Raw genomic sequence first — 26,184 nt, 5'->3', positions numbered from 1 at the left:
ACGTTTGGTTACTGGCGAGTAGCATCCGGGGAAATGCCCGTGCCGAGGGAGGCTCCAAGTGCCCCGTGAAGTCCGGGATGTCGTCTTCGTCGACGGCGTCCGTACCCCGTTCGGCAAGGCGGGTGGGATGTACGCCAACACCCGCGCCGACGATCTGGTGATCCGCTGCATCCGCGAGCTGATGCGCCGCAACCCGCAACTGCCGCCGGAGAAGGTGGAGGAGGTGGCCATCGCCGCCACCACCCAGATCGGTGACCAGGGCCTGACCATCGGCCGCACCGCCGCCCTGCTGGCCGGCCTGCCCAAGACCGTGCCCGGCTTCGCCATCGACCGGATGTGCGCCGGCGCGATGACCGCCGTCACCACGGTGGCCAGCGGCATCGCAGTGGGCGCGTACGACGTGGCGATCGCCGGCGGCGTCGAGCACATGGGCCGCCACCCGATGGGCGAGGGCGTCGACCCCAACCCGCGCATCGTCGCGGAGAAGCTGGTCGACCCGTCCGCCCTGGTGATGGGCTCCACCGCGGAGAACCTGCACGACCGCGTCCCGCACATCACCAAGGAGCGCACCGACGCGTTCGCGCTGGCCTCACAGCAGAAGACCGCGAAGGCGTACGCCAACGGCAAGCTCCAGGGCGACCTGGTGCCGGTGGCGGTCCGCGACCCGGAGGCGGGCTGGGGCCTGGCCACTGTGGACGAGGCGCCCCGGGACACCTCGATGGAGAAGCTGGCCGGGCTGAAGACTCCGTTCCGGCCGCACGGCAAGGTCACCGCCGGTAACGCGGCCGGCCTGAACGACGGCGCCACCGCCGCGCTGCTGGTCGCCGAGGAGACCGCCCGCGAGCTGGGCCTGCCGGTCGGCATGCGCCTGGTGTCGTTCGGCTTCGTCGGCGTCGAGCCCGAGGTGATGGGCGTCGGCCCGATCCCGTCGACCGAGAAGGCGCTGCGCATCGCCGGCCTGAGCATCGACGACATCGGCCTGTTCGAGCTGAACGAGGCGTTCGCGGTGCAGGTGCTCGCCTTCCTCGACCACTTCGGCATCGCCGACGACGACCCGCGGGTCAACCCGTGGGGCGGCGCGATCGCCATCGGTCACCCGCTCGCGTCCTCCGGCGTCCGGCTGATGACCCAGCTCGCCCGCCAGTTCGCCGAGCACCCCGAGGTCCGCTACGGCCTCACCGCCATGTGCATCGGCATCGGCATGGGCGGCACCGTGATCTGGGAGAACCCGCACTGGGAGGGTGGAGACAAGTGAGCCTCGCCGCACCGAACGAGGTCGTCACCAAGGCGCTGCTGCGCCAGGTGGCCGTACCCGGGCTGGACCGGCCCGCCGCCCTCATCACCCTGGACAACGGCTTCGACCACACCAAGCCGAACACCTTCGGCCCGGCCGGCCTGACCAGCCTGGACGAGGCGATCACCGCCGCGCTGGCGGCCGAGCCGGCGTTCATCGCGGTCACCGGCAAGCCGTACATCTTCTGCGTGGGCGCGGACATCACCAGCCTGCCCGCGCTGGAGAACCGCGAGCAGGCGCTGGAGATCGGGCGGCTGGGCCACCGGGTCTTCGCCCGGCTCAAGGACAGCGGCGTCCCCACCTTCGCGTTCGTCAACGGCGCGGCGATGGGCGGCGGCCTGGAGCTGGCGCTGCACTGCCACTACCGGACCCTGTCGGCGGGCGCGGCGGCCCTGGCGCTGCCCGAGGTCTCGCTCGGCCTGATCCCCGGCTGGGGCGGTACGCAGCTGCTGCCGAACCTGATCGGCATCCCGGCCGCGACGCAGGTGATCATCCAGAACCCGCTGATGCAGAACAAGATGCTCAAGCCGAAGCAGGCGGCCGAGATGGGCATCGCGGACGTGCTGCTGGAGCCGGCCGACTTCCTGGAGCGGTCGCTGGAGTGGGCCGCCGGCGTGGTCCGGGGCGAGGTCACCGTGACCCGTCCCGAGGTCGACAAGGACATGTGGGCGGGCGTGCTCTACTTCGCCCGGCAGACCCTGGACCAGCGGCTGCACGGCGCGGTCCCGTCCGCGTACAAGGCGCTGGACCTGCTGGAGACGGCGAAGGACGCCGACTTCGCCACCGGCACCGCGGCGGAGGACGAGGCCCTCGCGGGCCTGATCTTCTCCGAGGAGCTGCGCAGCGGCCTGTACGCCTTCGACCTGGTGCAGCGGCGGGCCAAGCGCCCGGCCGGCGCGCCGGACAAGGGCCTGGCCCGTCCGGTCACCAAGGTGGGCATCGTCGGCGCCGGCCTGATGGCCAGCCAGCTCGCGCTGCTGTTCGCCCGGCGGCTCCAGGTGCCGGTCGTGATGACCGACCTGGATCAGTCCCGGGTGGACAAGGGCGTCGGCTACGTGCACACCCAGATCGAGAAGGCCGTCAGCAAGGGCCGGATGGACAAGGGCACCGCGGCCAAGCTGTACGGCCTGGTGTCCGGCTCGGTCGACAAGTCCGTCTTCGCCGACGCCGACTTCGTCATCGAGGCCGTGTTCGAGGACCTGGGCGTCAAGAAGCAGGTCTGGGCCGAGCTGGAGAAGATCGTCAAGCCGGAGGCGGTGCTCGCCACCAACACCAGCTCGCTGTCCATCACCGAGATGGCCGCCGAGCTGGAGCACCCGGAGCGGGTGGTCGGCTTCCACTTCTTCAACCCGGTCGCGGTGCTGCCGCTGCTGGAGATCGTCCGCGGTGAGCGGACCGACGACGCCACGCTGGCCACCGCGTTCGCGGTCGGCAAGCAGCTCAAGAAGTCGTCGGTGCTGGTGAAGGACGCCCCGGCGTTCGTGGTGAACCGGCTGCTGACCCGCTTCCTCGGCACCGTGTTCGCCGCCGTCGACCAGGGCACCCCGCTGGACGTGGCGAACAGCGCGCTGGACCCGCTGGGCCTGCCGATGCGTCCGCTGGCGCTGCTGCAGCTCGTCGGCCCGGCCGTGGCGTACCACGTCGGCGGCACCCTGCACGAGGCGTTCCCGGACCGGTTCGGGGTCAGCGAGAACCTCAAGCGGATCGCCGACTCGGGTCAGCCGATCGTGGTCGACGACCAGATCAACGACGAGGTGGCGAAGCTGCTCGTGGTCGGTGACGAGCCGCTGACCGCCGAGCAGGTCCGGCAGAACGCGCTGGACGCGCTGGCGCAGGAGATCCGGCTCATGCTCGACGAGGGCGTCGTCGCCGAGGCGCAGGACATCGACCTGTGCATGATCCTCGGCGCCGGCTGGCCGTTCCACCTGGGCGGCGTCACGCCGTACCTGGACCGGACCGGCACCTCCGAGCGGGTGACCGGCAAGCGGTTCCTGCCGCGCGGCGTGGCAAGCCTGCGCTGACCGGCCGCAACGCATCGATCGCGGTGGTCGGGCTGTCCGTTCCGGACGGTCCGGCCACCGCGATCGGCGTCTGCGGTCCAGGTCACGGGTAGGTCGCGGTTTTCCGTCGTCGTCCCTTGTCGGGACAGCGGGCTGTCGGTGGTGCTGGCTACGATCACGCGTCCAGTTTTCTCACAGGAGCTGCCTACATGTCCCAGCCGCCGTCCAGTCCCTACTCCGGCAACTACCCCTCCCCCCAGCAACAGCCCGGTGGCTACCAGCCGCCGCAGCAGCCGCAGTACGGCGGTGACTACCCGCAGACTCCGCAGCAACCGCAGTACGGCGGCCAGCTCGGTGCGCCGGTCCCGCCGAAGAAGAAGTCCGGCGTCGGCAAGATCCTGCTGATCGTCCTCGCCGTGGTCCTGGTGCTCTGCGTCGGCGGCGGTGTCGCCGCCTACTTCGCCACGAAGGACACCGTCGACGAGGTGGTCACCGCCACCAAGACCCGGGTGGTCGAGCCGCAGACGCTCGGCGGCCGGGCGAAGGTCACCGACCCGCAGCTGCAGTCCGCCGCGGCGCAGATGAAGTCCGAGCTCAGCAAGGACGTGCCGGACGCGACCAGCACTGTCGGCGCCTTCTACGGCGACCCGGCCAAGAAGGACCTGGTCATGATCGTCGCGGTGTCCGGCCTCATGGCGGACCCGAAGAAGGAGCTGGCCGACGCCACCGCGGCGGTCACCCCGGACCTGGCCACCAAGGACTTCAAGACGGTCGACGCGGGCCCGCTCGGCGGCGACGCCAAGTGCTCCGACGGCAAGGCGTCGGACGTGCCGGTGGCCGTCTGCATCTGGGTCGACCGGGGCAGCCTCGGCATGGTGGTGGTCTACTTCAAGTCCGCGGCCGAGCTCCAGTCGGAGTTCGTGACGATGCGCGGCGAGATCGAGAAGCAGGACTGACACCCGTCACGCACCGGGCCCCCGCCGTGACGGCGGGGGCCCGGTGTCGTTTCCGGATCAGGCGGACGCGGCCCGTTCGGCGGGGCTCCGGCAGACGCAGAACTCGTTGCCCTCGGGGTCGGCCAGCACCACCCAGCCGGTCCCGTCCGGCCGGCGCCGGTCGGCCACCAGCGTGGCGCCCAGCTCACGCAGCCGCGCCACCTCCTCGTCCCGGGTGCCCTCGGCCGCGTGCAGGTCGAGATGGAACGCGCCCTTGCCGTGCCGCTCGCCCACCTCGACGAACAGCAGGTCGGGGCCGTGCCCGCCGGGTGCGGCCAGGACCGCCTCCGGGTCGCCCGGGTGGTCGTCGTCGGCGAGCCGGCGGTCGAGCACGCGGGCCCACCAGACGGCCAGGGTGTACGGGTCGTCGGATTCGACGGTCACGCAGTGGATCTGTGCACTCATGGTGCTTCCTCCTGTGGGGAGCGCGCCCCGACGGAGTGGGAACGTCAGCGGGGAACGCGGGGCGCGGGACGGTTCACGACGGACATCGACCACACCCCCTTCCACCTCTCGGGCTGACCCGATGATCATGCCATCGCCGATCGGCCGGGACAAGCCGCCGGCCCGGCCCCGCGGGTGCGGGACCGGGCCGGCGGGCACTGCCGCGTCACGGGCCGACGAAGACCGCCTTCGCGCGCCAGTCGACGCCGTCGACCGCCGGGCCGCTGCGCACCGTGAACGTCCCCGACGGAGCACCGCTCACCCAGTCGACGGCGGACAGGTCGCCGGTGCTCCGGTTCACCTTGTAGAGCGTGGAGCCGGCCACGAAGAGCGCGCCCGCGTCGGCGAACCCGCTCGCCCCGGACACGGAGAACCGGTCGGCGCCGACCACACCGCTGTCCGGGGTGAACCAGCGCCAGAACAGGCCGTTCTGCCCGGACAGCGAGTAGTAGAGCCGCCCGCCGGTGTAGAACATGCCGGTCACGTTCGGGATCTCGGCGTAGAAGCCGGTGGTCGCGCCGACGTACGTCTGCCCGGCCGGACCGGAGTTGGTCACCACGGTGTCCCAGTACGGGTCGTGGTACGGGTCCACCAGCTCGGGCGTGCCGAACGTGGTGCCGTCGAACGTCCGCCGGTACAGCGCGCCGTCAGCGCCGTAGAACACCGTTCCGCCTACCCAGAACGCGCCACGCGCGCCCGCCCAGACGGTCCCGTCCGCGTCGGCCACCGGGGCCGGCGCGCCGACGGCGGTCTGCCCGTCGTACGAGCGCACCTGCACGGGCGAGCCGGCGCCGCTGGGCGGAGGGCCGGTCTTGACGATCTCGATGGCGTTGACCAGCGGGTTCTCCCGCACGTGGCGGAACTCGACGTCGATCGAGCCGTCGCTGACCACCGTGAACTCCCGCATGGTGCCCACGTCGTGCCCGGCGGTGGCGGACAGGTCGAGGTCGTCGAGGACGACACCGCCCTCCAGCGCGACGTCGAAGATCCGCGTGCCGGCGTTGGCGGTGCCCGCGTACCGGTTGGCCAGGTAGAGCCGCACGTGCACCTCGGTGCCGGTGGCCACCGGGAACTGCCAGGTCATCTCCGTCCCGCCGGACGGGTCGTACCGTTCGTCGTTGTAGAGCACGGCCGGGGTGCCGGCCGGCACCGTCGAGTCCACGGTGGGGGCGGTGGTGTAGCTGGACGTGCTGCTGCCGGTGTTGCGGTACGGGCTGGGGCTGGAGTTCGTGTCGGCCGCCCAGTCCGGCCCGCCGTCGGTGGCGGCGACGGACGAGCCGCCCGCGTTCACCCGGTGCAGCACGTTCGTCGGCTGCGGCAGGCCGGCCTGGTACACGTTGCCGGGCAGCGTCGCCGTGGTGGTCGGGTGCGGGGCCTTGCCGCCGGCGAGCGGGAAGAACGCGATCCGCTCCCGCCGGTACTGGAAGTTGCCGATCCAGAGTGTGTCGCCGCCGATCCAGAGCCCGGACTCGGTGACGAGCATCTCGGACGCGCCGATGCCGCGCGGGTGCCGGCCCGGGTTCCAGGACAGCGGCAGGCCGTTGACCGGGTCGAGCGCGGCGATGCTGGCCCGGCCGACCGCGCCGGCCCGGGCGTTGTCGGTGCCCGTGGTGTTGTTCAGCCAGCGGAGGTGGCCGCCGACGTACACGGCCTGCTCGCTGATGCCGACGGACAGGAACGTGTCGCCGCCGCTGTAGTCGACCCAGGTCGGCTGGAGAGCGGAGCCGGTCGCGCCGGCCTCCCAGCGGGCCGCGGTGTCGCAGAGCGTGCCGCTGTACGGGGCGCCGGTGGTGACCACTACGAAGTAGCTGTTGTCCGGGGAGAACGCGACGTCGCGGACGTACGAGTCGAACGACTGCCACTTGCAGCGCGGCGTGTACCGGGCGGTGTTCCAGTCCGCGACGGTGGCGGCGGTGGCGCCCAGGTCGAGCTTGACGATCTGGTCGTGCAGGACCCCGTCGGCCTTCTTGAAGTTGCCGATGACGACGAGCTGCGTGCCGTCCGGGGATACCGCCAGCTTCTCCGCGCCCACGCCGGCCTTGGCGCCGCTGACGCCGTCCCAGTTGTGGTTCTCGGTCAGCGTCGTGGTGAGGTAGCCGTCGACCGCGCCGGTGGTGGCGTTGAGCGAGGCGAGCCCGCCGCGCGGGTTGGGGTTGCCGGCCGTGGTGAAGATGCCGCCCACCAGCAGCCGGTCGCCGACCAGCGCGATGTCCTTGATCAGCCCGTTGAACGCCGGCGGCGCGAAGCTGGTGACGACAGCGCCGGTGGCGACGTCGAGCAGGGCCACCTTGCGCCGGGTCACGCCGTTGACGGTGTTGAACTTGCCGGCGACGAAGACGGTGCCCGCTGTGGGACCGCCGACGACGGCCGTCACCTCGTTGTCGAGCGTGGGCGCGAACGCGGTGTCCACCTGCCCGGTCGCCTTGTCGAAGGCGAGCAGGTAGTTACGGGCGATGTCGACGTCGGAGTTGCGGTTCTGCACCCGGGTGAACGATCCGCCCGCGATGATCTTCGTACCGGCGTCGTGGATCGCGTCGACCGAGCCGTCCTGGACGTCGGGCGAGGCGGCGGAGGGGACGGTGTGGACCACTTTGTCGTGGCCGGGCGCGGCGTTGGCCGACGCGGGCGTGGCCGGGGAGAGTCCGGCGACGGTGAGGGCGCCGGCGGTGAGGACCGCGAGGAGACGGCGGCGGCGCGGGGCCGAGGGGTGGGTCACGGGCAGCTCCGGTGGGTGAGCAGGGTGAGGCGTCGCTGCGCTCACTCTCCGTTGATCCACGCCTCCGCGTCCAGCGGGAGTGGCGCATTCTGCCCGACCACCGGGCCGCCGCGGCCGACCACCGTCGGGTCCGGGCAGGACAGCCGAGGCCGCCCGCACGAAAAGGTGAGGCCACCTCACCGCCTGGTCGGCGTGACGTGGGCGGTCAGGTGGACGCCGGCGGGTCGGCCGACGGAAGCGTGACTGTCACCTCCAGGCCGCCGCCGGGCTGGGCGACCGCCTTGACCGTGCCGCCGTGCGCGTCGCTGACGGCCCGCACGATCGACAGGCCGAGACCGGAGCCGCGCGCGCCGGTGCGTTCCTGGCCGCCGCGCCGGAACGGCTCGAACAGCCCGGGTACGTCGGCCGGGGCGACCTCGAAGCCGGTGTTCCCCACCACCAGCCAGGACCGTTCCCCGTCGGTGCCGGTGCGGACCCAGATCCGGCCGTGCAGGTGGTTGTAGCGGACCGCGTTCTCCACCAGGTTGCCGGCGAGCCGGTCGAGCAGGCCGGGGTCACCGATCACCGGCGCCGGGCGCAGCGAGGTGTGCACCTTCAGGCCGATGCGCTCCACCTCCCGGGAGACGGCGGACAGCGCGTTCGCGGTGCCGATGGCGAGGTCCGACTCGGCGCGCCGGGCGAGCCGCCGTCCGGTCTGCGCCTCGCTGCGCGCCAGCACCAGCAGCGCGTCGACGAGGCCGTTGGCGCGCTCGGAGGCGTCGCGCACCACGCCGGCCATGCGGCGGTACTCGGCGAGGTCGGCGTCGTCGTCGCTGAGCGTCACGTCGATTTCGGTGCGCATCACCGCCAGCGGTGTCCGCAGCTCGTGCGAGGCGTTCGCGACGAACCGCTTCTGCGCCTCGAACGCGCCGCTGATCCGGTCGAGCATGGCGTCGAACGTCTCGGCCAGCTCGGCCACCTCGTCGTCGGCGCCGGACCAGCCGATCCGCTCGTCGAGCGTGGCCTCGCCGAGCCGGCGGGCGGTGGCGGTGACCTGGTGCAGCGGGCGCAGCGCCCGGCCGGCCACCAGGTACGCCCCGGCCACCCCGACCACGCTGATCGCCAGCAGCGCGAGCAGCCCTTTGACCAGCAGTTCCTGTGACGCGGCGTCGACCAGTTGCCGCTGCCACTGCCCGGCGTCGAGCGTGCGCCCGTCGGTGAGCACCACAGTGGTGCCGGGTAGCAGCTCGTCGGTGGGGCGCAGCGCGTCGCGGACCAGCAGCCAGGCGAGCAGCACCAGGATCGCCCCGGCGCCGACCAGCAGCACGCCGTTGAGCAGGGTCAGACGCAGCCGCAGCGTCGGCCGCACCCGGCGCGCACTCCGCGCGTTCACTGCCGTACCCCGCCGATGCGGTATCCCGCGCCCACGACGGTGTCGATGAGCGGCGGGTCGCCGAGCTTCTTGCGCAGTGTCATCACGGTGACCCGGACGATCGTGGTGAACGGGTCCGTGTTGGCGTCCCAGACCCGCTCCAGCAGCTCCTCGCTGGACACCACCGCGCCGCGCGCCTTGAGCAGCTCGGCGAGCACGCCGAACTCCTTGTTGGTGAGGTCGAGCGGCACGCCGCCCCGGCTCACCACCCGGCGGGCCGGGTCGAGCACCAGGTCGGCCACCTCCAGCACCGGCGGCGCGGCCGGGGTGGCGCGGCGGCCGAGCGCCTGCACGCGGGCGACCAGCTCGTCGAACGCGAACGGCTTGGCCAGGTAGTCGTCGGCGCCGAGCTGCAGCCCCTCGACCCGGTCGGCGACGGTGCCGCTGGCGGTCAGCATCAGCACCCGGGTCAGCGCGCCGGAGGCGGCCAGGTCGGCGCAGATCCGGTCGCCGTGCACGCCGGGCAGGTCGCGGTCCAGGATCACCACGTCGTAGCGGGTGACGAACGCCGCCTCGTGCCCGCCGTCGCCGTCGTAGGCCACGTCGACCGCCATCCCGCGCTTGCGCAGCCCGCGCGCGATCGCGTCGGCGAGGTTGCGCTCGTCCTCGACCACCAGTACCCGCATCCCGGCCTCCCACCTCGTGACCCCTGACAACCTAGTGCGGCAGGCAAAACCCGCCGCCGGAGGAGCCGTCCACCCGAGACGGCCGTCGACGAGCACACCACCGGGGAGCGCCCGTGGTGCGCGCTCGGGCCACCACACCCGGCCCGGAGCCCAGGGTTGTGACTCACCGTGACGTTGGTGCCGATTCACGACTGCGTCACGCACCGTGGTGATCGCTCGCTCACCCAAACGCGACGACCAGCAGGCCATATCACTCTGACCAGCAAAGACTCTGAACCGGCCTCCGCCGGCGGAGATACCCCTCCGCGCCCTTTGCTCTGCAGCCCCATGCGCAGCGGTAGCCGTGGGTCATCGGTGCGCCGATGGCTGCAGAGCAAAGGGCGCGGGGGTGACCATGCCGCGGGTGCGCTGTGGTTACGGTCGGTGACAGCACGCCAGGCCGATCGCCGCGTGCGGCGGCACGGGCCGCCGTTGCAGAAAACCTTCGGGTACGCGATGCTCGGCGGCGATGATCGACAAGCGCAGCAGCCACTGGTCACTGCCGTGCCGGGCGGGTTCCCGATGAGCGGCCGCGACATCACGTACCACCGGTTCCGCTTCCCGGCGGACCGGGACCGGGGTCGTGCGGACGGGCTGCGCGCCGGGCCGGACGGGCTGACGCCCGACGGCGATGCCGGCCGGGTCACGCACACCGACCCGCACTCCGGGACCACGGCCGAGTACGCCGCCGGCACCTGGGCCTCCCCCGTGACGCCCGTCGGCTTCGCCGTCACCGAGCTGGTGCCCTCCTGGACCGCCGACACCCCGCCCGGCTGCTGGCTACGGGTCGAGCTGCGCGGCTGGGCCGACGACACGGCCACCACCGGCTGGTACGAGCTGGGCCACTGGGCCGCCGACGACAGTGCCGTGCACCGCGCGTCAGTACCCGGACAGGAGGACGACCGGGCGCGGGTCGCCGCCGACACGCTGCGGGTGACCGGCGCGACGGTGACCGGCTGGCAGGTCCGGGTGACGCTGCTGCGACGGCTCGACGCGCCCGCCGGCCCGGTGCTACGCACTGTGGGCGTGGTCGCCTCGACCGACCCGCCCAGCGGCGCGCAGGCCGACGGCACGAACGCCACCGGCGCGGAGACCGGCAGCGCGGCGACCGGTGACACGACGGCCGCCGGCAGCGGGGATGCGGGCGCGTGGGGACGGGTGCTGGACGTGCCGCGGTACGCGCAGCGGCTGCACGCCGCCGGGGAGACCCGCTGGGGTGGCGGCGGCGACTCCTGGTGCAGCCCCACCTGCGTGTCGATGGTGCTCGACTTCTGGGGCGCCGGACCCACCCCGGACCGGTACGCCTGGGTGGCGCCGCCCGGCCCGCGACCGCAGGTGGTGCACGCCGCCCGGCACTGCTACGACCACGCCTTCGGCGGGCCGGGCAACTGGCCGTTCAACACGGCGTACGCGGCGACGCACGGGGTGGACGCCTTCGTCACCCGGCTGCGCTCGCTGGCCGAGGCGGAACGGTTCGTGGCCGCCGGCATCCCACTGATCGTCTCGGCCGCGTTCACCGCCGGTCAGGTACCCGGCCTGGACTACGACACCCGGGGACACCTCATGGTGCTGGCCGGCTTCACCGCCGACGGCGACCCGGTGCTCAACGACCCGTACGCGCCGGACGACGAGCGGGTCCGCCGCACCGTCCCGCGCGGGCCGTTCGAGAGCGCCTGGCAGGCGGGCAGCAGCGGGATCGTGTACGTGCTGCGCCCGGAGTCGACGCCGCTGCCGTCACCTCCGGCGCAGGCCAACTGGTGATCAGCGGCCGACCGGCCAGATCGCCATGCCGCCGGTCGGGCGCAGGCACACCAGTTCCGTGCCCGTGTCCGCGCACTCGGACCAGGCACCGGGGAGGATCCCCCGGATCCGTACCTGCCCGGCCGCCACGTCCAGCGCGCCGGCGAGCGTCCGGTCCCCGGTGAGCGTGCGCAGCCCGAGCAGCGGCCCGGACGGGAGGTCGTTGCCGGAGACGCGCCAGCGCCCCAGGCGGGCCAGCACGCGGCCGGTCGGCGGGTCCAGCACCGACAGTTCCAGCTCCTCCCCGACCCCGCGCTCGGCGGCGATGAGCCGGTCGCCGACCGGCCCCATTCCCAGCCAGCGCTCGTCCGACCAGGCCGGACGGCCGGTGGCCGGGTCGAGGGCCTGCGCGCCGCCCACCTGGTCGCGTAGGCACACCATCCCGGCGCAGTCGGCGAACCAGAGCCCGGCCCGGGAGCCGACCGGCAGGCTCCACCGCTCGTCGAGCCGGTCCAGCCCGTAACCGGTGACGGTGCCCCGGGCGTCCTCGACCAGCAGCAGATCGGCCACCACCTGCGCGTACCGGTAGGCGGCGCGGTCGGCCGCGGGCTCCACCCGCCCGGTGTGCGCGACCGCGCCGGAGTCCGCGTCGTACACGGTCACCCGGCCCTGCGGGGTGACCAGGACGAGTTGCGTCACCCCGTGGGCGTCGTGGCGGTATCCCACCTCCTGCCCCGGCACGGGCAGCGTCCACCGCACCGCGCCGGAGGCCGGGTCCACGGCCCGCACGGTGCCCGCACCGGGCGGGCGGGGATTCTCCAGCAGCAACCCGCCGGACGCGGTCCGGACCGGGTAGCCGGGGTGCCGCCAGCGCAGCGTGCCGGTCGCCGGGTCGAGCATGGCCGACACCGAGTCGCCGTCCCCGACCGGGCTGCTCGTCACCAGCAGTCCCCCGCCCACGACGGTCAGCCCGAGCACGTGGTCACCGGCGGTCAGCGCGAACCGCCACACCGGTTCCCCGCCGGGCAGCCGGTGTGCGGCGACCACCCGCCCACCCCGGCCGATCGCGCCCGGGCCGTCGGCCACCACCACCCGGTCCGGCAGGAGCACGAACGCCGCGCCCTGCGGGGCGGGCACCCGGATCGGCTCGGGCCGGCGCGGCGGCGCGGCGGCGGCGGTGACCACGAGCAGCACCAGACAGCCGAGCAGCGCCATCCGCGCCGTCCGGCCCGGTGGCCGGCGGGGCGGCCGGTCAGCCGGCTCGTCGGCGGACTCCCCGTGCCGCATCTCCCCCAGTTCGATCATCGGGCTCACGGCAGCCGCCGCACCATGTAGTCGCCGCCGGGCCGGCGGCAGATCAGCAGCGTCGCGCCCGTGGTGCAGTCGGTGCCGGTGTACGTGCCCCGGACCGGGGGCGGGTCGCCGGACAGGCCCACCTCGGCCAGGAGCCGGCGGCCGCCGCCCAGCGGGCGTGTCGCCAGCAGCGGGCCGCCCGACTCGTGCTGCGGGACCAGTGTCCAGCCGCCCAGGTCGGCGATCAGCCGCCCGTCGTGCTGGTCGAGCACCGCCAGGCCGGCGTCGAGGTCGGTGTCGGGGACGCCGACGAGCAGCCGGCCGCCACGCTCCGCCGACACGCCCACCCACCGGTCCACGCTCCAGTGCGCGGCGCCGCTCGCCGGGTCCAGCGCGGTCGTCCCGCCGGCCAGCCCGGCGGCGCAGAGCAGGGCGCCGCAACTCTCGACGTGGCCGACGAGCTTCCGCGCGACGGTCCAGCGCGGCCGGAGCGTGTCCAGGTCGTACGCCTCGATGGCCCCGTCTCCGTCGCGGAACTCCAGCAGCAGCCCGCTGGCGATCTGAAACCGGCGCGGGCCGGGCGATCGCACCGGGTACAGGTCGCGGGCCACGAGCCGCGCGCCGGTGCGCGCGTCCACGACGACCGTCTGCCCGGTCATCGGGGACAACACCATGCGTACCGGCCCGGTCGGCTCGAAGTCGAAACCCAGCACGCCCGTCATCGGCGCCGTCCACACCGTACGGCCGTCAGCCGGGTCCACCCTCATGATCGACGTCGTGGTGTCGGAGGTGGCCGACTGGATCAGCAGCACCCCGCCCACCGCGAACGCGATTCCGGGCCGGCGCCAGACGTCCGCGCCGGTGGCCGCGTCGTACGTCACCGTCTGCCAGTCCGTGTCGTCGACGCTCCGGCCGGCCACGATCACCCGGCCGTCCTGCTCCCACACCGACACGGCGGTGCCGGTGCCGGGCAGCCGACTGCGCCACCGCTCCCGGTCGCCCCGGTACGCGACGAGTTCCCGCCCGCCGCCGGTGCCTCCGCGGTCCGGTTGCACCACGTAGACCACGTCGCCGGAGACGAACACGGCCGATCCCAGCCCGCCGGGCAGCGTCCACTCCGCCGGGCGTCGGGGCGGCGTCGCGGCGGTGAGCGTGAGCAGCGCCACCAGCAGCACCACAAGGAGGCGGAACGGCCGCCCGACGGCGCGCGGCGGGCGGGGCGCCGGACCGGGCGAGGCGTCGTCGCGCATCTCCCCCAGATCGATGACGGTCACGACCATCCTCTCCCGCGCGCCGGGCCGCCGCCCGACCGTGACCGGCCGCGTGACGAACCGCCTGTACGATGGCGCGTCGTGGCCGTGCCCGTGGTGGACCCCTCGTTGAACCCCTCGTCCGTCGAGGCGGACGCCGTCGTGGCCGACCCGCCACGCCGCGCCCGTCGCCGGCCGGCCCGCGCCGACGTGCTGGCCATCGGAGCCTATGTGCTCCTCGGCGTCCTCGTCTGCCTCAACTACTGGGGCGACGTGGAGCACCGGGTCTCCTCGCACCTGCCCACCGACCACAGCTGGTTCGAGTGGCTGTTCGCGCACGGCGCGTACTCGGTGCAGCACCTGGAGAACCCGCTGTTCACCACCCGGCAGAACGCGCCGGACGGGGTGAACATGATGGCGAACACCTCGCTGCTCGGGGCGACGTTGCCGCTGGCGCCGCTGACGCTGCTGCTCGGCCCGCAGGTGATGTACGCGCTCTACCTGGGCGCCGCGCTGTCCGCGACCGCCGCCACGTCGTACTGGGTGCTGTCCCGGCACCTGGTCCGCTCGCGGGGCGCGGCGTTCGTCGGTGGCGCGTTCCTCGGTTTCGCGCCGGGCATCGTGCACCACGCCAACGGGCAGCCCAACTTCGTGTCGAACTTCCTGCTGCCGCTGATCGTGGCCCGGGTGTTGCGGCTGGGTGAGCCGGGCCGCTGGCGGCGCAACGGGCTGGCGCTCGGGTTGCTGGTCGCGTACCAGATCTTCATCAACGAGGAGATGCTGCTGCTGACCGCGCTGGCCTGCCTGGTCGTCGTGGTGGCGTTCGTGGTGCAGCGGCCCCGCGCGGCCCGCGAGCGGGCCGGGTCGTTCGTGGCCGCGCTCGGTCTCGGCGGCGGCCTGGCGCTGCTGCTGACCGCGTACCCGATCTGGTTCCAGTTCAACGGCCCGCAGTCCTACCGCGGCTTGCAGGGCGGCGTCTTCCACAACTGGGGCGAGGACCTGGTCGCGTTCGTCACGTTCGCCCGGGACACGATCGCCGGTGACGAGGCGGTGGAGAAGACCATCGGCCTGACCGAGCAGAACACCTGGTTCGGCTGGCCGCTGGTGCTGGTGGCGCTGGCCGCGCTGGTGCTGCTGGTCCGCCGCTCGGTGCCGGCCCGGATCCTGGCCGTGCTGGTGGTCGTGTTCACGATCGCCTCGATCGGCCCGGTCGTACGGTTCAACGGCGCGGAGACCGACATCGACGGGCCGTGGGCGTACGTGCCGGACGACCTGCCGCTGGTCGAGATGATGATGCCGACCCGGTTGAGCCTGGTCGTGGTGGCCGCCGTCGGCGTGCTGCTCGCCCTGGCGTGGGACGCGCTCGCCGGTGCCGGCCGCCCGCCGGTGCCCGCCCCCCGCTCCGGCGCCGACGACGGCGGGGACGACGCCGACGGCGAGTCGGCCGCGCGCGACACGCGCCGCCGGGTGCTGCGCCTGGCCGGGCTGGTCGCCATCGCCGCCGCCGTGGTGCCGCTGATCCCGCGTCCGCTGCCCGCCGAGCGGATCGACCCGCCGCCGCACTTCATCACCGCCGGCGGCTGGCGGCCGTACGTGCCGGAGGGCCGCACGCTCGTGCCGGTGCCGATCCCGAGCAACGTGCACGGGCTGCACACGCTGCGCTGGAGCGCGCTGACCGGCCAGGAGTTCCCGATCCCGGGTGGCTACTTCATCGGCCCGAACGAGCGCGGCGAGGGCGTCTTCGGCGCCCCGAACCGCCCCACCAGCACGCTCATCTACGCCACGATGGACGCCAACGAGGTGCCGGAGATCACCGAGGAGAACCGCCGCCAGGCCGTGGACGACCTGCGCTTCTGGCGGGCCTCGGTGGTGGTGCTCGGGGCCGGCCCGCGCGAGGCGGTGCTGCGCGACCTGATGGCCGAGCTGCTCGGCCCGCCGCAGCGGGTGGACGACGTGTGGATCTGGGACGTCCGCGACCGGGTGTGACCCCGCCGGTCAGCCGACGAGCGGCCGGACGTCCCACAGGTACCCGCCGGGCACGTCCCGGCCGGGGCCGACCAGCGCGTCCACTGTGGCGCGGACCGGGTCGCCGGGTGACGAGTCGCCCTGCACCAGGGCCGCCGCCCGCCAGTGCCGCAGGTCGTCGACCGCCTGCCGGCGTTCCGTCTCACCGACCGGCGGCACCCGGCCGGTCTCGGCGGCCCGGCGCAGCAGCAGCGACGTGGGCCGGTCCGGCGCGCCCCAGCGGGCGGCCGGGTCGCCGGCCGACCGCGGGCCGATGAAGTAGCCGCCCGGCGCGTCGAACGCCAGCGCGGTGCGCGCCGACCAGAACATGGCGGGGCTGACCGCCGCGCCGGTCACCGGCGGCACCGGCACCAGCGTCCGGCCCGCCGGCACGTACTCCCGCCAGCCGCCGCCGGACACCACGGCCGGGACCGGCGGGACCGGCACCGCGCGGATCGGCGTCGGCGCCAGCGGCAGCAGCGCGGCGGCGACCGCGCCGGCCCACGGCGCCCAGGTGCGCACGCCGCCGCGCCGGACCCGGTCCAGAGCCAGCGCGAGCAGCACCCCGAGCACCGGTACGCAGACCAGCGCGAACCGCGCCGGCACCACCAGGTCCAGCAGCGGCACCCCGGCGAGCAGGCGGTACGGGCCGGGCAGCCCGGTGTCGTGCCGGTTCACCACCACCGGGGAACCGAGTGACAGCAGCGCGAACAGCAGGCCGCACGCGGCGAGCGCGCGCACCAGCGGCCGCCGCCACAGCCGCACCACCACGAGTACGGCCAGCAGCGGCAGGAACGGACCGAAGAAAGAGTTCTGCTCGGTCGGGTTCGGTGACAGCAGCCCGGCCCGGTGGGCGTCCCCGGCGACCGTCTGCCGGGCGGTGGCGGCGAACGAGACCACGTCCAGCCGGTAACCCTCGGTGTGGAACGGCATGCCCCGGTAGTGGCCCGGCCCGGCGAACTGGAACCACAGCGGGTACGCCAGCAGCACGCCCGCCACCAGCGCGCCGACGCCCAGCCGGCGGGCCAGCACCGGCGCCAGGCGACGCGCGGCGGCCCGGTCGGCGAGCGCGTACGCCCCGGCGAACACCCCGGCGGCGAGCGCCAGGAAGACCAGCACCTCCTCGCCGAGGAACACCTGGTACGCGACCGCGAGCCCGAGCAGCACGCCGTCGCGGCGTACCCGGTCGGTGGCCGGGCGGAACACCAGCGCGAGGATCACCGGCACCAGGAACTGGGCGGCCATGTGCAGGTGCGCCCCGGCCTGCGCCACCATGCCCGGGGCGAAGCCGCAGAACAGGCCACCCACCCCGGCGGCGGCCCGGGAGCGGACCAGCCGGCGGGCGAGCAGCGCGTACCAGGCGGTGGCGGTGCCGGCGAGGCTGACCGTCACGGCGACGAGGAAGGCCGCCTGGGAGCCGAAGACCACGGTGACCGGGGTGAGCGGCACGCCCAGCCCGAGCACCGACGTGTTCGCCATCAGGTTCACCCCGTCCGGGGCGTTCAACGCGCCGCTCCACAGCGGGTTCTCGCCGCCGGTGACCGCGCGGGCGGCCCGGGCCAGCATCCACTCGAACAGCATCTGGTCGCCGGCCTGGTGGAACAGCCGTTCCGGCCGGCGCCACTGGCCGGTGGTGAGCAGCACGGCGAGACCGAGGTAGCCGGCCACCACCAGCACGTCGACCGGGCGGGGCCGGCGGCGGCGGGGCGCGGCGGCGGGGACCGCCGGTTCGGTCAGGCGGACCGGCTGGTCAGTTTCCGCACGTCCCACAGCCACACGTCCAGCTCCTGCCGTCCGGGGCCGACCAGCTGCTCCACTGTTCGGCGCAGCGGCTCGGCGTTCTGCTCGTCGCGCGGCAGCACCACCACCGCCGCGTTCCAGTGCCGCAGCTCGTCCAGGTAGCGACGGCGCTGCCGATCGTCCAGCTTCGGCGTACGGCCGGTGGACGATACCTCCCGCAGCATCTCGCCGATGCCGCTGGGCCGGCCGCCGAAGCGTCCGGGGTCGCCGGTGACGCCGTTGCGCGGCGCGAGGAAGTAGCCGCCGGGGATCTTGAAGTCGAGGTTGGTGCTGGCCGCCCAGCGCATCGGGTCGGTGTTGCCCATCGCGGGCACCGGCACGGAGACGAGCGTCTGGTCCGGCCCGACGTACTTGCGCCACCGGTCGGCGGTGATGAACTCCGGCACCGGCTCCCGCGTGGTGACCTGCAACGGCATCGGCGCGATCGGCAGCAGCGCGAGGACCAGGCCCGCGGCGGTGAGCCTGCGGGCGGTACGCCGGTCCACGCCGCGCAGCGCCCAGGCGCGGCGCACCGCGTACGCGAGCAGGATCGCCACCGTCACGCCGGTGATCAGGCCGAAGCGGGTCGGCACCACGGCGTCGAGCAGCGGCAGCCGTACCAGCAGCTCCCACGGGCCGGTGGCGATCTCCCGGTCCCACCAGGAGATCCGCTCGCCGAGGGAGAGCACGGCGAAGAACAGCCCGGTGGCGGCGAGCGCGCGGACGATCACGTCCCGCCGCAGCCACACCACGATGCCCACGACCAGCAGCGACAGGCTCCAGCCGAAGAACGCGTTCTCCTCCGAGTAGTTCGGCGCGAGGTTGACGTTGGCGCGTTCGTTGCCGCCGAACGTGGGCGAGCCGGGCGCGAAGAAGGCGGCGATGTCGTTGCCGTAGTCGCGCACCGCGTCGCTGAGCCCGTGGTACGCCATCGGCCCGGCGAACTGCACCCACAGCGGGTACGCCAGCAGCGCCCCGGCCAGTGCCGCGCACACCGCGAGCCCGGCGCCGAGCGGCCGCCAGGCGGTCGCCCACCGCTCGCGCTGCTGCACCACCACGGCGATCAGGAACACGCCCAGCGCCAGCGCGGTGAAGAGGAGGATCTCCTCGTTGATGAACGCCTGCGCGGTGACCAGCAGCGCCAGCAGCACGCCGTCGCGGACCGGCCGGGCCGACCGGGTCAGCACCAGCACCCGCCACACGATGAACGGCAGCAGGAACTGGCTGATGATGTTCGGGTGCCAGTTGGCGTGCGACAGCATGGCCGGTGAGAACCCGCAGAACCAGGCCGCCACGGCGGCGGCCGGGCGGTGCCGGATCAGGTGCCGGGACAGCACCCGGTACCAGGCGGCGGCGGTGCCGGCGAGGCCGAGCGTGACGAGCGTGACGAAGGAGACCGCCGGTCCGAACAGGAGGGTCACCGGCACCATCGGGATGCCCAGCGCCAGGATGGCGGTGTTCGCCATCAGGTTGACGCCGTCGGGGTAGTTGAACTGCTCGGTGAAGAACGGGAACTCGCCGTGCAGCACCACCCGCACCGAGTGGGCCAGGAAGAACTGCACCTGCGCCGGGTCGCTGCTGTAGAGCGCGGCCACCCGCCCGGCCGGGTCGACCCAGATGCCGCTGGTGACCCAGATCGCGGCGAGCAGGAATCCGCCGTACACCGTGAGGTCGATCCGGCGGCGGGTCCACCGCCACCGGCGCGCGCGGCGCGCGCCCGGCGTGGCTGGCGCCTCCGGCTCGGCTGGCGCCTCCGGCGTGGTCGTGGCCGCCCGCTCCGGCGCGTCGGCGACGGTGACCGGTGGTGGGTCCAGGGTGACGGCGCGGTGGCCCGTCGGGGCGGCGGCGTCCGGCGTCGAGGCGCCGCGGGTCTCGGCAGGCGTCACAGTCGGCGGAGTCTACCGGAGCCGGATATTGGTACCCGAATCGCCCGTCACGTTCCGCAGTGGGCGATCGGCCGAAAGGGTGAGCCGGGCGCGGCCGGGTGACCGGCCGTCTCGTACCATGTGGGCTTCCGACCGACGACCGGCGAGGGGATCAGGGTGCTTTCAGCCCGCCGAGGCGCTACGACGGGCACCGCGCTGGCAGCTCTGCTGCTGGTCACGGTCGGTTGCGGACCGGTCGCCGAACGGCAGCCGGCGGACCTGCGGGTCGGCTACGACAGTCTGGACGGCACGCTCGCGGTGTGGCCGCCGCGCGGCAGCCTGGCCCGCGACGCCGAGGCCACCGCCGCGATCACCACAGCGGTACGCGACTGGCGCTCCCCGGTGGACGACCGGGTGCACGTGCCCACGTCCGGCATCCTCTTCTCCGGTCAGGTCGCCGGGTCGGCGCTCGCGCTCGTCGCCGCCGACGTGCCCGGTGAGGCCGCGTCCTGGCTGCTGCAACTCGACCGGGACGGGCAGCGCTGGCGGGTCGTCCACGCCACCGAGTACACCGACCCCGGTTACCTGGTCTACTCCGACGTGCTGCCGGTGCGGGAGCCGGCCGGCCGCCGCTACCTCACCTCGGCCCGCGTCGAGCGCCTGACCGGGCCCGACGGCAAGGTGCTCGACAGCACCGACGGCGTCACCGACCCGGTCGCCGTACCGGCCTGCCGGGCCGTCGAACTGACCGCGACGCTGCGGTCCACGCCGTCGCTGCCGCGCGGCCGGGCCGCGGACCGCGTCCTCGACCTGGGTACGGCCACCGAAGCGCCCCGCTATCCCCTGGTACGCGACGAGACGGGCGCCGGGAAGCGCGCGCTGACCGGACTGGACACCTGCGTGCTGGCCGGTGAACGGGGTCCGTTCGGCAGCGTGCCGCGCCGCATCGGCGACCGCGAGGCGCCCCGCTCCGCGCCGGAGTCCTGGCCGATGGCGAAGATCGCGACGCGGTCGCTCGGCTCGGTGGCGCTCGGCGAGGGCGAACCGGGCGAGTTGGAGCAGCTCAGCTGGGAGACGCCGGCCGGGACGATGACGGCGGTGGTCTACCGGCCGGCTGACGGCGGCACTCCGGTGGTGTCCCCCGCGGACCGGTCCACCACGCTTCAGGCGTACCACCTGCCGATGCCGGGCCGGCCGCTCGCGGTGCTGTCCTGGCGCACCCGGGACGCCTCGTTCTCCGCCCCGCCCGGCACGACGCGTCTGGTCGACCGTCCCGGCCTGGTGGTGGTCGAGCACACCGACCAGAGGCAGACGTTCAGCCTGGCCGGCACCGAGAAGACCTGGTACCGCTCCCTCCCCACCCCCTGACCTGACCCGCGCTTCCCCGCCCCGGGGTCGCCCACCCCGTCGACCATGAACTTGACGGCGACAAACCAGACACGAACCACCGCCAACCTCATGATCACCCGACTGGCTCGGTGATCAAGGAGTTCGTGTCATCGGGCCAGGGCTGGCGGGACTCGGCGATCTTGCAGTTGGGGGCCCGCCGATCAGGGCAAAACCGGCGATCTGGGGGCCGGAAGTGCAAGATCGACGGGATCGGGGCGGGGTGCGGGCGTGACCTGCGGCGAAGGCCCGGGACGGGCTAGGGGTGGGTCAGCTGCATGCCTACGTAGGGGGTCTCGGCTGGGCCGGGGCGGGAGGTGCCGTCGGGGCGCCATCCGTGGCGCGTGTAGAACGCGCGGGCCCGGGTGTTGCGCTCCCACACCTCCAGCACGCCCCGCGCCAACCCCTCGTCCGCCAGGTGACGTACGAACAACGCGTGCAGCGCACCGCCCACGCCTCGTCCCCACATCTCCGGGTCGACGTGGATCTGGTAGAGCTGCGCGGTCGTCCGCGGATCCAGGTCGGACGAGTGCGGCGGCCCCATGGCGAGCACCCCGGCCAGCACACCGTCCACGATGGCGACTCGCACCTGCTTGTGCACCGAGGTGATCGCCGCCGTCCAGCCCTCCCGCTGCTCCCGGGCCAGCTCCGGCGTGAGGATCTCCCCGACCGGCAGCCCACCGGCCCCGTAATAGGCGACCCGCGCCCGGCTGTGCACCTCGACGATCCCCAAGAGATCCCCGAGCCCCGCCTCCCGCACCTCCACGAGTCCTCCCTCCACGTCAAGGCCCCCGCGATCTTGCGATTGCGGCCCTCCGTAATCGGGCGAAGCCGACATCAGGAGGGCCGCAAGTGCAAGATCGACGCGGGCGCCGACCGAGGCGCGCGCGGGGCGGGTCAGCTCTGGGCTCGGGCTCCGTTCGTGGCCGGGTCGACCGGGGCGGCGTCCAGGCCGGAGATCCAGCCGGTCACGTCGCGCGCCACGTCCTGCGCGGTCAGCCGCAGGTCGGCCAGGATCTGCGCGCGGGTGCCGTGCGGGTGCCAGTCGGCCGGTACGCCCATGTCCTTGACCGGTACGCGGACGTCGGCGTCGCGCATCGCCTGGGCCAGCGCGGAACCGACGCCGCCGATGCGCACGCCGTCCTCGACGGTGACCACGAGCCGGTGACCGGCGGCCAGCTCGACCAGTTCGGCCGGCACCGGGCGCACCCAGCGCGGGTCGACGACCGTGACGCCGTACCCCTGCTCGGCGACGCGGGCCGCGACCTCCACGCCGAGGCCGGCGAACGAGCCGACCGCGACCAGCAGCACGTCGGTACGCGCCGACTCGGCCAGTACGTCGACCGGACCAACCCGGCGCACGGCGGGCAGGTCGGCGGCGACGGTGCCGGTCGGGAAGCGCAGGATGGTCGGCCCGTCGTCCACGGCGACCGCCTCCCGCAGCTCCTCGCGCAGCGTGGCCGAGTCGCGGGGCGCGGCGATCCGCAGGCCGGGCACCACGCCGAAGACGGACATGTCCCAGATGCCGTAGTGGCTGGGCCCGTCGGGGCCGGTGATGCCGGCCCGGTCCAGCACGAACGTGACCGGCAGCTTGTGCATGGCCACGTCCAGCAGCACCTGGTCGAACGCGCGGTTGAGGAACGTGGCGTAGACCGCGACGACCGGGTGCAGCCCGCCCATGGCGAGGCCGGCGGCGGAGGTGGCCGCGTGCTGCTCGGCGATGCCGACGTCGTACACCCGCTCCGGGTACTTGCGGGCGAGCGTGGCGATGCCGGTGGGCTCGGCCATGGCGGCGGTGATGCCGACCACGTCGGGCCGCTCGTCGGCGATCGCGACCAGCTCGTCGGCGAAGACGTTCGTCCACTTCACCGACGGCACGGCGAGCAGCTTGCCGGTCTCGGCGTCGAACGCACCGGGGCCGTGCAGGCAGTCGGCCTCGTCGTCCTCGGCGGGACGGTAGCCGTAGCCCTTGCGGGTGACCGCGTGCACGATGACCGGGCCGCCGAAGTTCTTCGCGGCACGCAGCGCCGCCTCCACCGCCGGTACGTCGTGGCCGTCGACCGGGCCGACGTACTTGATGCCGAGGTCCTCGAACATGGCCTGCGGGGCGACCGCGTCCTTGATGCCCTTCTTGACCGCGTGCAGTACCTCGTACATCGGCTTGCCGACGAACGGGGTGTTGCCCAGCGCGTCCTTGACCGTGTCGAGCACCTTCTCGTAGCCGGGGTTGAGCCGCAGCGACGACAGGTGGTCGGCGAGGCCGCCGATGGTCGGCGAGTAGGACCGGCCGTTGTCGTTGACCACGATCACCAGCGGGTTGCCGGCGGTGGCGATGTTGTTCAGCGCCTCCCAGCACATGCCGCCGGTGAGCGCGCCGTCGCCGACCACGGCGACCACGGACCGCTTCTCGCCGCGCAGCGCGTACGCCTTGGCCAGGCCGTCGGCGTACGACAGGGCGGTGGAGGCGTGCGAGTTCTCGATCAGGTCGTGCTCGCTCTCGGCCTGGCTGGGGTAGCCGGAGAGGCCACCGCGCTGGCGGAGCTTGTCGAAGCCCTCCTGCCGGCCGGTGAGGATCTTGTGCACGTACGCCTGGTGGCCGGTGTCGAAGAGGAGCCGGTCACGCGGGGAGTCGAAGACCCGGTGCATCGCCAGGGTCAGCTCGACCACACCGAGGTTGGGGCCGACGTGGCCGCCGGTGCGGGAGACCTTGGCGATCAGGAAGTCACGGATCTCGGCGGCGAGGATGTCCAGCTGCTCGGCGGTCATCCGCTTCACGTCCTGCGGGCCGTGGACGGTGCCCAGCAGCCGACCGTGGTTGGCCGTGCCCTCTTCAACACTCATGACCGGAGAGTCTATCGGCCGCGGAACAGTCCGCAGCCCGGCCGTGCATCGACCCAGGTCAGGCGTCCACCACCAGCCGCCTCGGGGCGGGTGGGCGCGGCGCGGCGGCGGACGGCCCGGCCGGAGTCCAGGAGCCGAGCACGGCGGCGCGGGACGCCCCCGTCACCGACGGCACCGCGCCCGGCAGCCCGTGCCACGACAGCCAGCCCAGCAGCGCGAACGCGTACGCCTCCTTGGCCTGGGCGGGCACGCCCAGCTCGTCGGTGGTGCGCAGCCGCCAGCGTCCCTCGCCCAGCGCCGCCAGCCGCGCCCGGAGTGTGGGATTGCGCACTCCCCCGCCGGCGGCCACCACCTCGGTCACCCGGTGCCGGTCGCAGGCGTCCGCCACCGTGCGGGCCGTCAGCTCGGTGAGCGTGGCCAGCACGTCGTCGGCGGCCACCGGCTCGCCGAGCGCGGCCAGCGCGGCGTCCAGGTAGCCGCCGTGGAACAGCTCCTTGCCGGTCGACTTGGGTGGCGGCGCGGCGTAGTACGGCTCGGCGAGCAGCCGGGCCAGCAGGGCCTCGTGCACCCGGCCGGCCGCGGCGCGGGCGCCGTCGACGTCGCAGGGCCGGTCCAGGAAGCGCCGGGCGGCGGCGTCCAGCAGCGCGTTGGCCGGGCCCACGTCGTACCCGAGGACGGGCGCGCCGGGCGCGACCACTGTGAGGTTCGCGATCCCGCCGAGGTTCAACGCGGCGCGGGCCCCGGCGGCCGCGCCCCCCGCTGCGCGCGGGGAGGCAGCCGGGTCGAGCAGCAGCGCGTCGAACGCCGGGACCAGCGGCGCGCCCTGGCCGCCGGCCGCCACGTCCGCCGAGCGCAGGTCGTGCAGCACCGGTACGCCCACCCGGGCGGCCACCCGGGCCGGCGCGCCGAGCTGGAGCGTGCCGCGCACCCGGCCGTCCTCGACCCAGTGGAAGACCGTCTGGCCGGGCGACACGACCGCGTCGGCCGCTCCCCCGGCCAGCTCGACGCCGACGGCCGCCGCCTCCGCGAACACCTCGCCGAGCCGGTTGTCCAGCCGGCAGACCGCCTCGATGGTGGTGGCCGCCGGGGGCAGCAGCGCGCCGATCTCGGCCCGCAGGTCGTCCGGGTACGCCAGCTCCCGGTGCCCGAGCGGCCGCAGCCGCAGCGTGTCGGCGTCGGCGGTGAACTCGGCCGCGACCACGTCCACGCCGTCGTAGGACGTGCCCGACATCAGCCCGACGATCTTCATCGGGTCAGGCTAGCCAGGCAGGAACAGGCCCACCAGCTCCACGTGCTGGGTCATCGGGAACAGGTCGAAGCCGCGCAGCGCGGCCAGCCGCCAGCCCGCGTCGGCGAACGTGCGCACGTCCCGGGCGAACGCGGCCGGGTCGCAGGCCACGTACGCGACCGCGCGCGGCCCGGCGGCCGCCACGGAACGGACCACCGGGGCGCCCGCGCCGGAGCGCGGCGGGTCGAGCACGACCAGGTCGACCGGGCCGGTGATCCGCCGCCGGGACAGCGCGGTCTCCACCCGGGCCGCCACCACCTCGACGCCGGCCAGGTCGGACAGGTTCTCCCGGGCCGCGGCCACGCCGTCCGGCGCCGACTCGACGAGTGTCACCCGGGCGCCGCCGACCCGTCCGGCGAGCGCAGCGGCGAACAGGCCGGCCCCGCCGTACAGGTCCCAGGCCGTCTCGCCGGGCCTCGGGTCGAGCAGGTCGAGGACCGCGCCGGTCAGCGCGTCCGCCGCCGCCGGGTGCACCTGCCAGAACCCGGAGGCGGGCAGCGTGAAGGTCCGCCCGGCCGCCGTCTCCCGGACCCGCTCCGGCCCGCTCACGGCCGTCGGAACCCCGTCGGTGTACGCGACCACGGCGACGTCCCCGCCGGTGCTGGCGACCGTCTCCACCGCGTCGGCGTCCGGCCAGCGGGCGCCGGTGGGCGGGAGCACCGGCAGCTCCTGGATCGCCGGGTGTGCGATCAGGCACCGCTCGATCGGCACCACCTCGTGCGAGCGGTGCTTGAGCAGCCCCGCCCGGCCGGCCGCGTCGACCGCGTACCGGACCCGGGAACGCCAGCCCAGCGGCCCGCCGGGCAGCGCCTCGACGCGTACGCCGAGCGCGTCGATCCGCTCGGCGGTGAGGCCGCCCAGCCGGGTGAGCTGCTCGCGCACCACCGCCAGCTTCCAGTCGAGCTGGGCGGCCGGGGCGACGTGCTGGAGGTCGCAGCCGCCGCACCGGCCCGGCCGGGCGTACGGGCACGGCGGGGTGACCCGGTCCGGCGAGGCGTCCAGGATCTCCACCGCGTCGGCGCGGGCGAAGCCCCGGTGCAGCTCGGTCACCTCGGCCACGACCCGCTCACCGGGCAGTGCGTGCCGGACGAAGACCACCTGCCCGCCGACCCGGGCCACGCAGTGCCCGCCCGGCGCGACCGCGTCGACGGTCAGCTCGACCCGCTCGGCCTCCTCCAGCCCGGGCCGGTCCGCCGACGCAGGGCCGGGCCGG

The 26,184-nt window shown here is 74.2% G+C and carries 18 protein-coding genes; 6 read left to right on the top strand and 12 right to left on the bottom strand.

Going from position 1 to position 26,184, the window contains the following annotated elements:
- Window positions 1-58: 58 nt before the first annotated feature.
- From M8C11_RS17560 to M8C11_RS17550, 3 genes are all read left to right on the top strand, one after another.
- Window positions 59-1,255, top strand: a complete 1,197-nt coding sequence (locus M8C11_RS17560; RefSeq protein ID WP_120571005.1) for a thiolase family protein — start codon at window positions 59-61, stop codon at window positions 1,253-1,255.
- Complete coding sequence (locus M8C11_RS17555; RefSeq protein ID WP_120571006.1) at window positions 1,252-3,315, top strand: 3-hydroxyacyl-CoA dehydrogenase NAD-binding domain-containing protein; 2,064 nt, start codon at window positions 1,252-1,254, stop codon at window positions 3,313-3,315. The genes M8C11_RS17560 and M8C11_RS17555 overlap by 4 nt, the downstream gene beginning before the upstream one ends.
- Before the next feature lie 188 nt (window positions 3,316-3,503).
- Complete coding sequence (locus tag M8C11_RS17550) at window positions 3,504-4,250, top strand: hypothetical protein (RefSeq protein ID WP_121686449.1); 747 nt, start codon at window positions 3,504-3,506, stop codon at window positions 4,248-4,250.
- A 57-nt stretch (window positions 4,251-4,307) separates the two neighbouring features.
- Here M8C11_RS17550 and M8C11_RS17545 read toward each other — a convergent pair whose 3' ends face one another.
- The 4 genes from M8C11_RS17545 to M8C11_RS17530 form a co-directional block, all read right to left on the bottom strand.
- The gene (locus tag M8C11_RS17545; protein WP_120571008.1) at window positions 4,308-4,694 is read right to left on the bottom strand and encodes a VOC family protein; all 387 of its coding nucleotides are present in this window, start codon (window positions 4,692-4,694) and stop codon (window positions 4,308-4,310) included.
- A gap of 205 nt (window positions 4,695-4,899) precedes the next feature.
- A complete protein-coding gene (locus tag M8C11_RS17540; protein ID WP_252450709.1) occupies window positions 4,900-7,449 on the bottom strand; it encodes a malectin domain-containing carbohydrate-binding protein in 2,550 nt (849 codons plus the stop codon).
- Window positions 7,450-7,654: 205 nt separating this feature from the next.
- Window positions 7,655-8,821: a sensor histidine kinase gene (locus M8C11_RS17535; protein WP_374668547.1), complete on the bottom strand. Its 1,167-nt coding sequence runs from the start codon at window positions 8,819-8,821 to the stop codon at window positions 7,655-7,657.
- Entirely contained in the window at window positions 8,818-9,486 is a 669-nt protein-coding gene (locus M8C11_RS17530; RefSeq protein WP_252450697.1) for a response regulator transcription factor, read from the bottom strand. Before M8C11_RS17530 ends, M8C11_RS17535 begins: the two co-directional genes overlap by 4 nt.
- A gap of 423 nt (window positions 9,487-9,909) precedes the next feature.
- Here M8C11_RS17530 and M8C11_RS17525 point away from each other — a divergent pair, with 423 nt between their 5' ends.
- Window positions 9,910-11,286 (top strand): peptidase C39 family protein, encoded by a 1,377-nt coding sequence (locus M8C11_RS17525; RefSeq protein ID WP_252450695.1) that lies wholly within the window; start codon window positions 9,910-9,912, stop codon window positions 11,284-11,286.
- On the opposite strand, the gene M8C11_RS17520 is transcribed toward M8C11_RS17525, so the two are convergent.
- Together M8C11_RS17520 and M8C11_RS17515 are read right to left on the bottom strand one after the other, a co-directional pair.
- Entirely contained in the window at window positions 11,287-12,570 is a 1,284-nt protein-coding gene (locus M8C11_RS17520; protein WP_252450693.1) for a PQQ-binding-like beta-propeller repeat protein, read from the bottom strand.
- Window positions 12,571-12,575: 5 nt separating this feature from the next.
- On the bottom strand, window positions 12,576-13,832 hold the full coding sequence (locus tag M8C11_RS17515; protein ID WP_252450690.1) for a PQQ-binding-like beta-propeller repeat protein: 1,257 nt from the start codon (window positions 13,830-13,832) through the stop codon (window positions 12,576-12,578).
- 90 nt (window positions 13,833-13,922) lie between these two features.
- Here M8C11_RS17515 and M8C11_RS17510 point away from each other — a divergent pair, with 90 nt between their 5' ends.
- On the top strand, window positions 13,923-15,794 hold the full coding sequence (locus M8C11_RS17510; RefSeq protein ID WP_374668627.1) for a hypothetical protein: 1,872 nt from the start codon (window positions 13,923-13,925) through the stop codon (window positions 15,792-15,794).
- 9 nt (window positions 15,795-15,803) lie between these two features.
- Here M8C11_RS17510 and M8C11_RS17505 read toward each other — a convergent pair whose 3' ends face one another.
- Together M8C11_RS17505 and M8C11_RS17500 are read right to left on the bottom strand one after the other, a co-directional pair.
- A complete protein-coding gene (locus M8C11_RS17505; RefSeq protein ID WP_252450688.1) occupies window positions 15,804-17,588 on the bottom strand; it encodes a hypothetical protein in 1,785 nt (594 codons plus the stop codon).
- On the bottom strand, window positions 17,546-19,477 hold the full coding sequence (locus M8C11_RS17500; RefSeq protein ID WP_252450686.1) for a hypothetical protein: 1,932 nt from the start codon (window positions 19,475-19,477) through the stop codon (window positions 17,546-17,548). The genes M8C11_RS17505 and M8C11_RS17500 overlap by 43 nt, the downstream gene beginning before the upstream one ends.
- 156 nt (window positions 19,478-19,633) lie before the next feature.
- On the opposite strand from M8C11_RS17500, the gene M8C11_RS17495 reads away from it, so the two are divergent.
- Window positions 19,634-20,824, top strand: coding sequence for a hypothetical protein (locus M8C11_RS17495; RefSeq protein WP_252450684.1), 1,191 nt, complete (start codon window positions 19,634-19,636; stop codon window positions 20,822-20,824).
- Window positions 20,825-21,101: 277 nt separating this feature from the next.
- Here the strand turns inward: M8C11_RS17495 and M8C11_RS17490 are convergent, their stop codons facing one another.
- The 4 genes from M8C11_RS17490 to M8C11_RS17475 form a co-directional block, all read right to left on the bottom strand.
- The gene (locus M8C11_RS17490; protein ID WP_252450682.1) at window positions 21,102-21,608 is read right to left on the bottom strand and encodes a GNAT family N-acetyltransferase; all 507 of its coding nucleotides are present in this window, start codon (window positions 21,606-21,608) and stop codon (window positions 21,102-21,104) included.
- 131 nt (window positions 21,609-21,739) lie between these two features.
- Entirely contained in the window at window positions 21,740-23,683 is a 1,944-nt protein-coding gene (gene dxs, locus M8C11_RS17485; protein WP_252450680.1) for a 1-deoxy-D-xylulose-5-phosphate synthase, read from the bottom strand.
- 58 nt (window positions 23,684-23,741) lie between these two features.
- Entirely contained in the window at window positions 23,742-24,932 is a 1,191-nt protein-coding gene (locus tag M8C11_RS17480) for an anhydro-N-acetylmuramic acid kinase (protein ID WP_252450668.1), read from the bottom strand.
- A 9-nt stretch (window positions 24,933-24,941) separates the two neighbouring features.
- On the bottom strand, window positions 24,942-26,150 hold the full coding sequence (locus M8C11_RS17475; RefSeq protein WP_252451115.1) for a class I SAM-dependent RNA methyltransferase: 1,209 nt from the start codon (window positions 26,148-26,150) through the stop codon (window positions 24,942-24,944).
- Between the last annotated feature and the right edge of the window lie 34 nt (window positions 26,151-26,184).

The sequence above is a fragment of the Micromonospora sp. CPM1 genome (genome assembly GCF_023896895.1).
GTDB classification, from domain to species: domain Bacteria; phylum Actinomycetota; class Actinomycetes; order Mycobacteriales; family Micromonosporaceae; genus Micromonospora; species Micromonospora tulbaghiae.
Note: the sequence above shows the minus strand (reverse complement) of the source record. Positions and strands in the feature narration are given on the sequence as shown.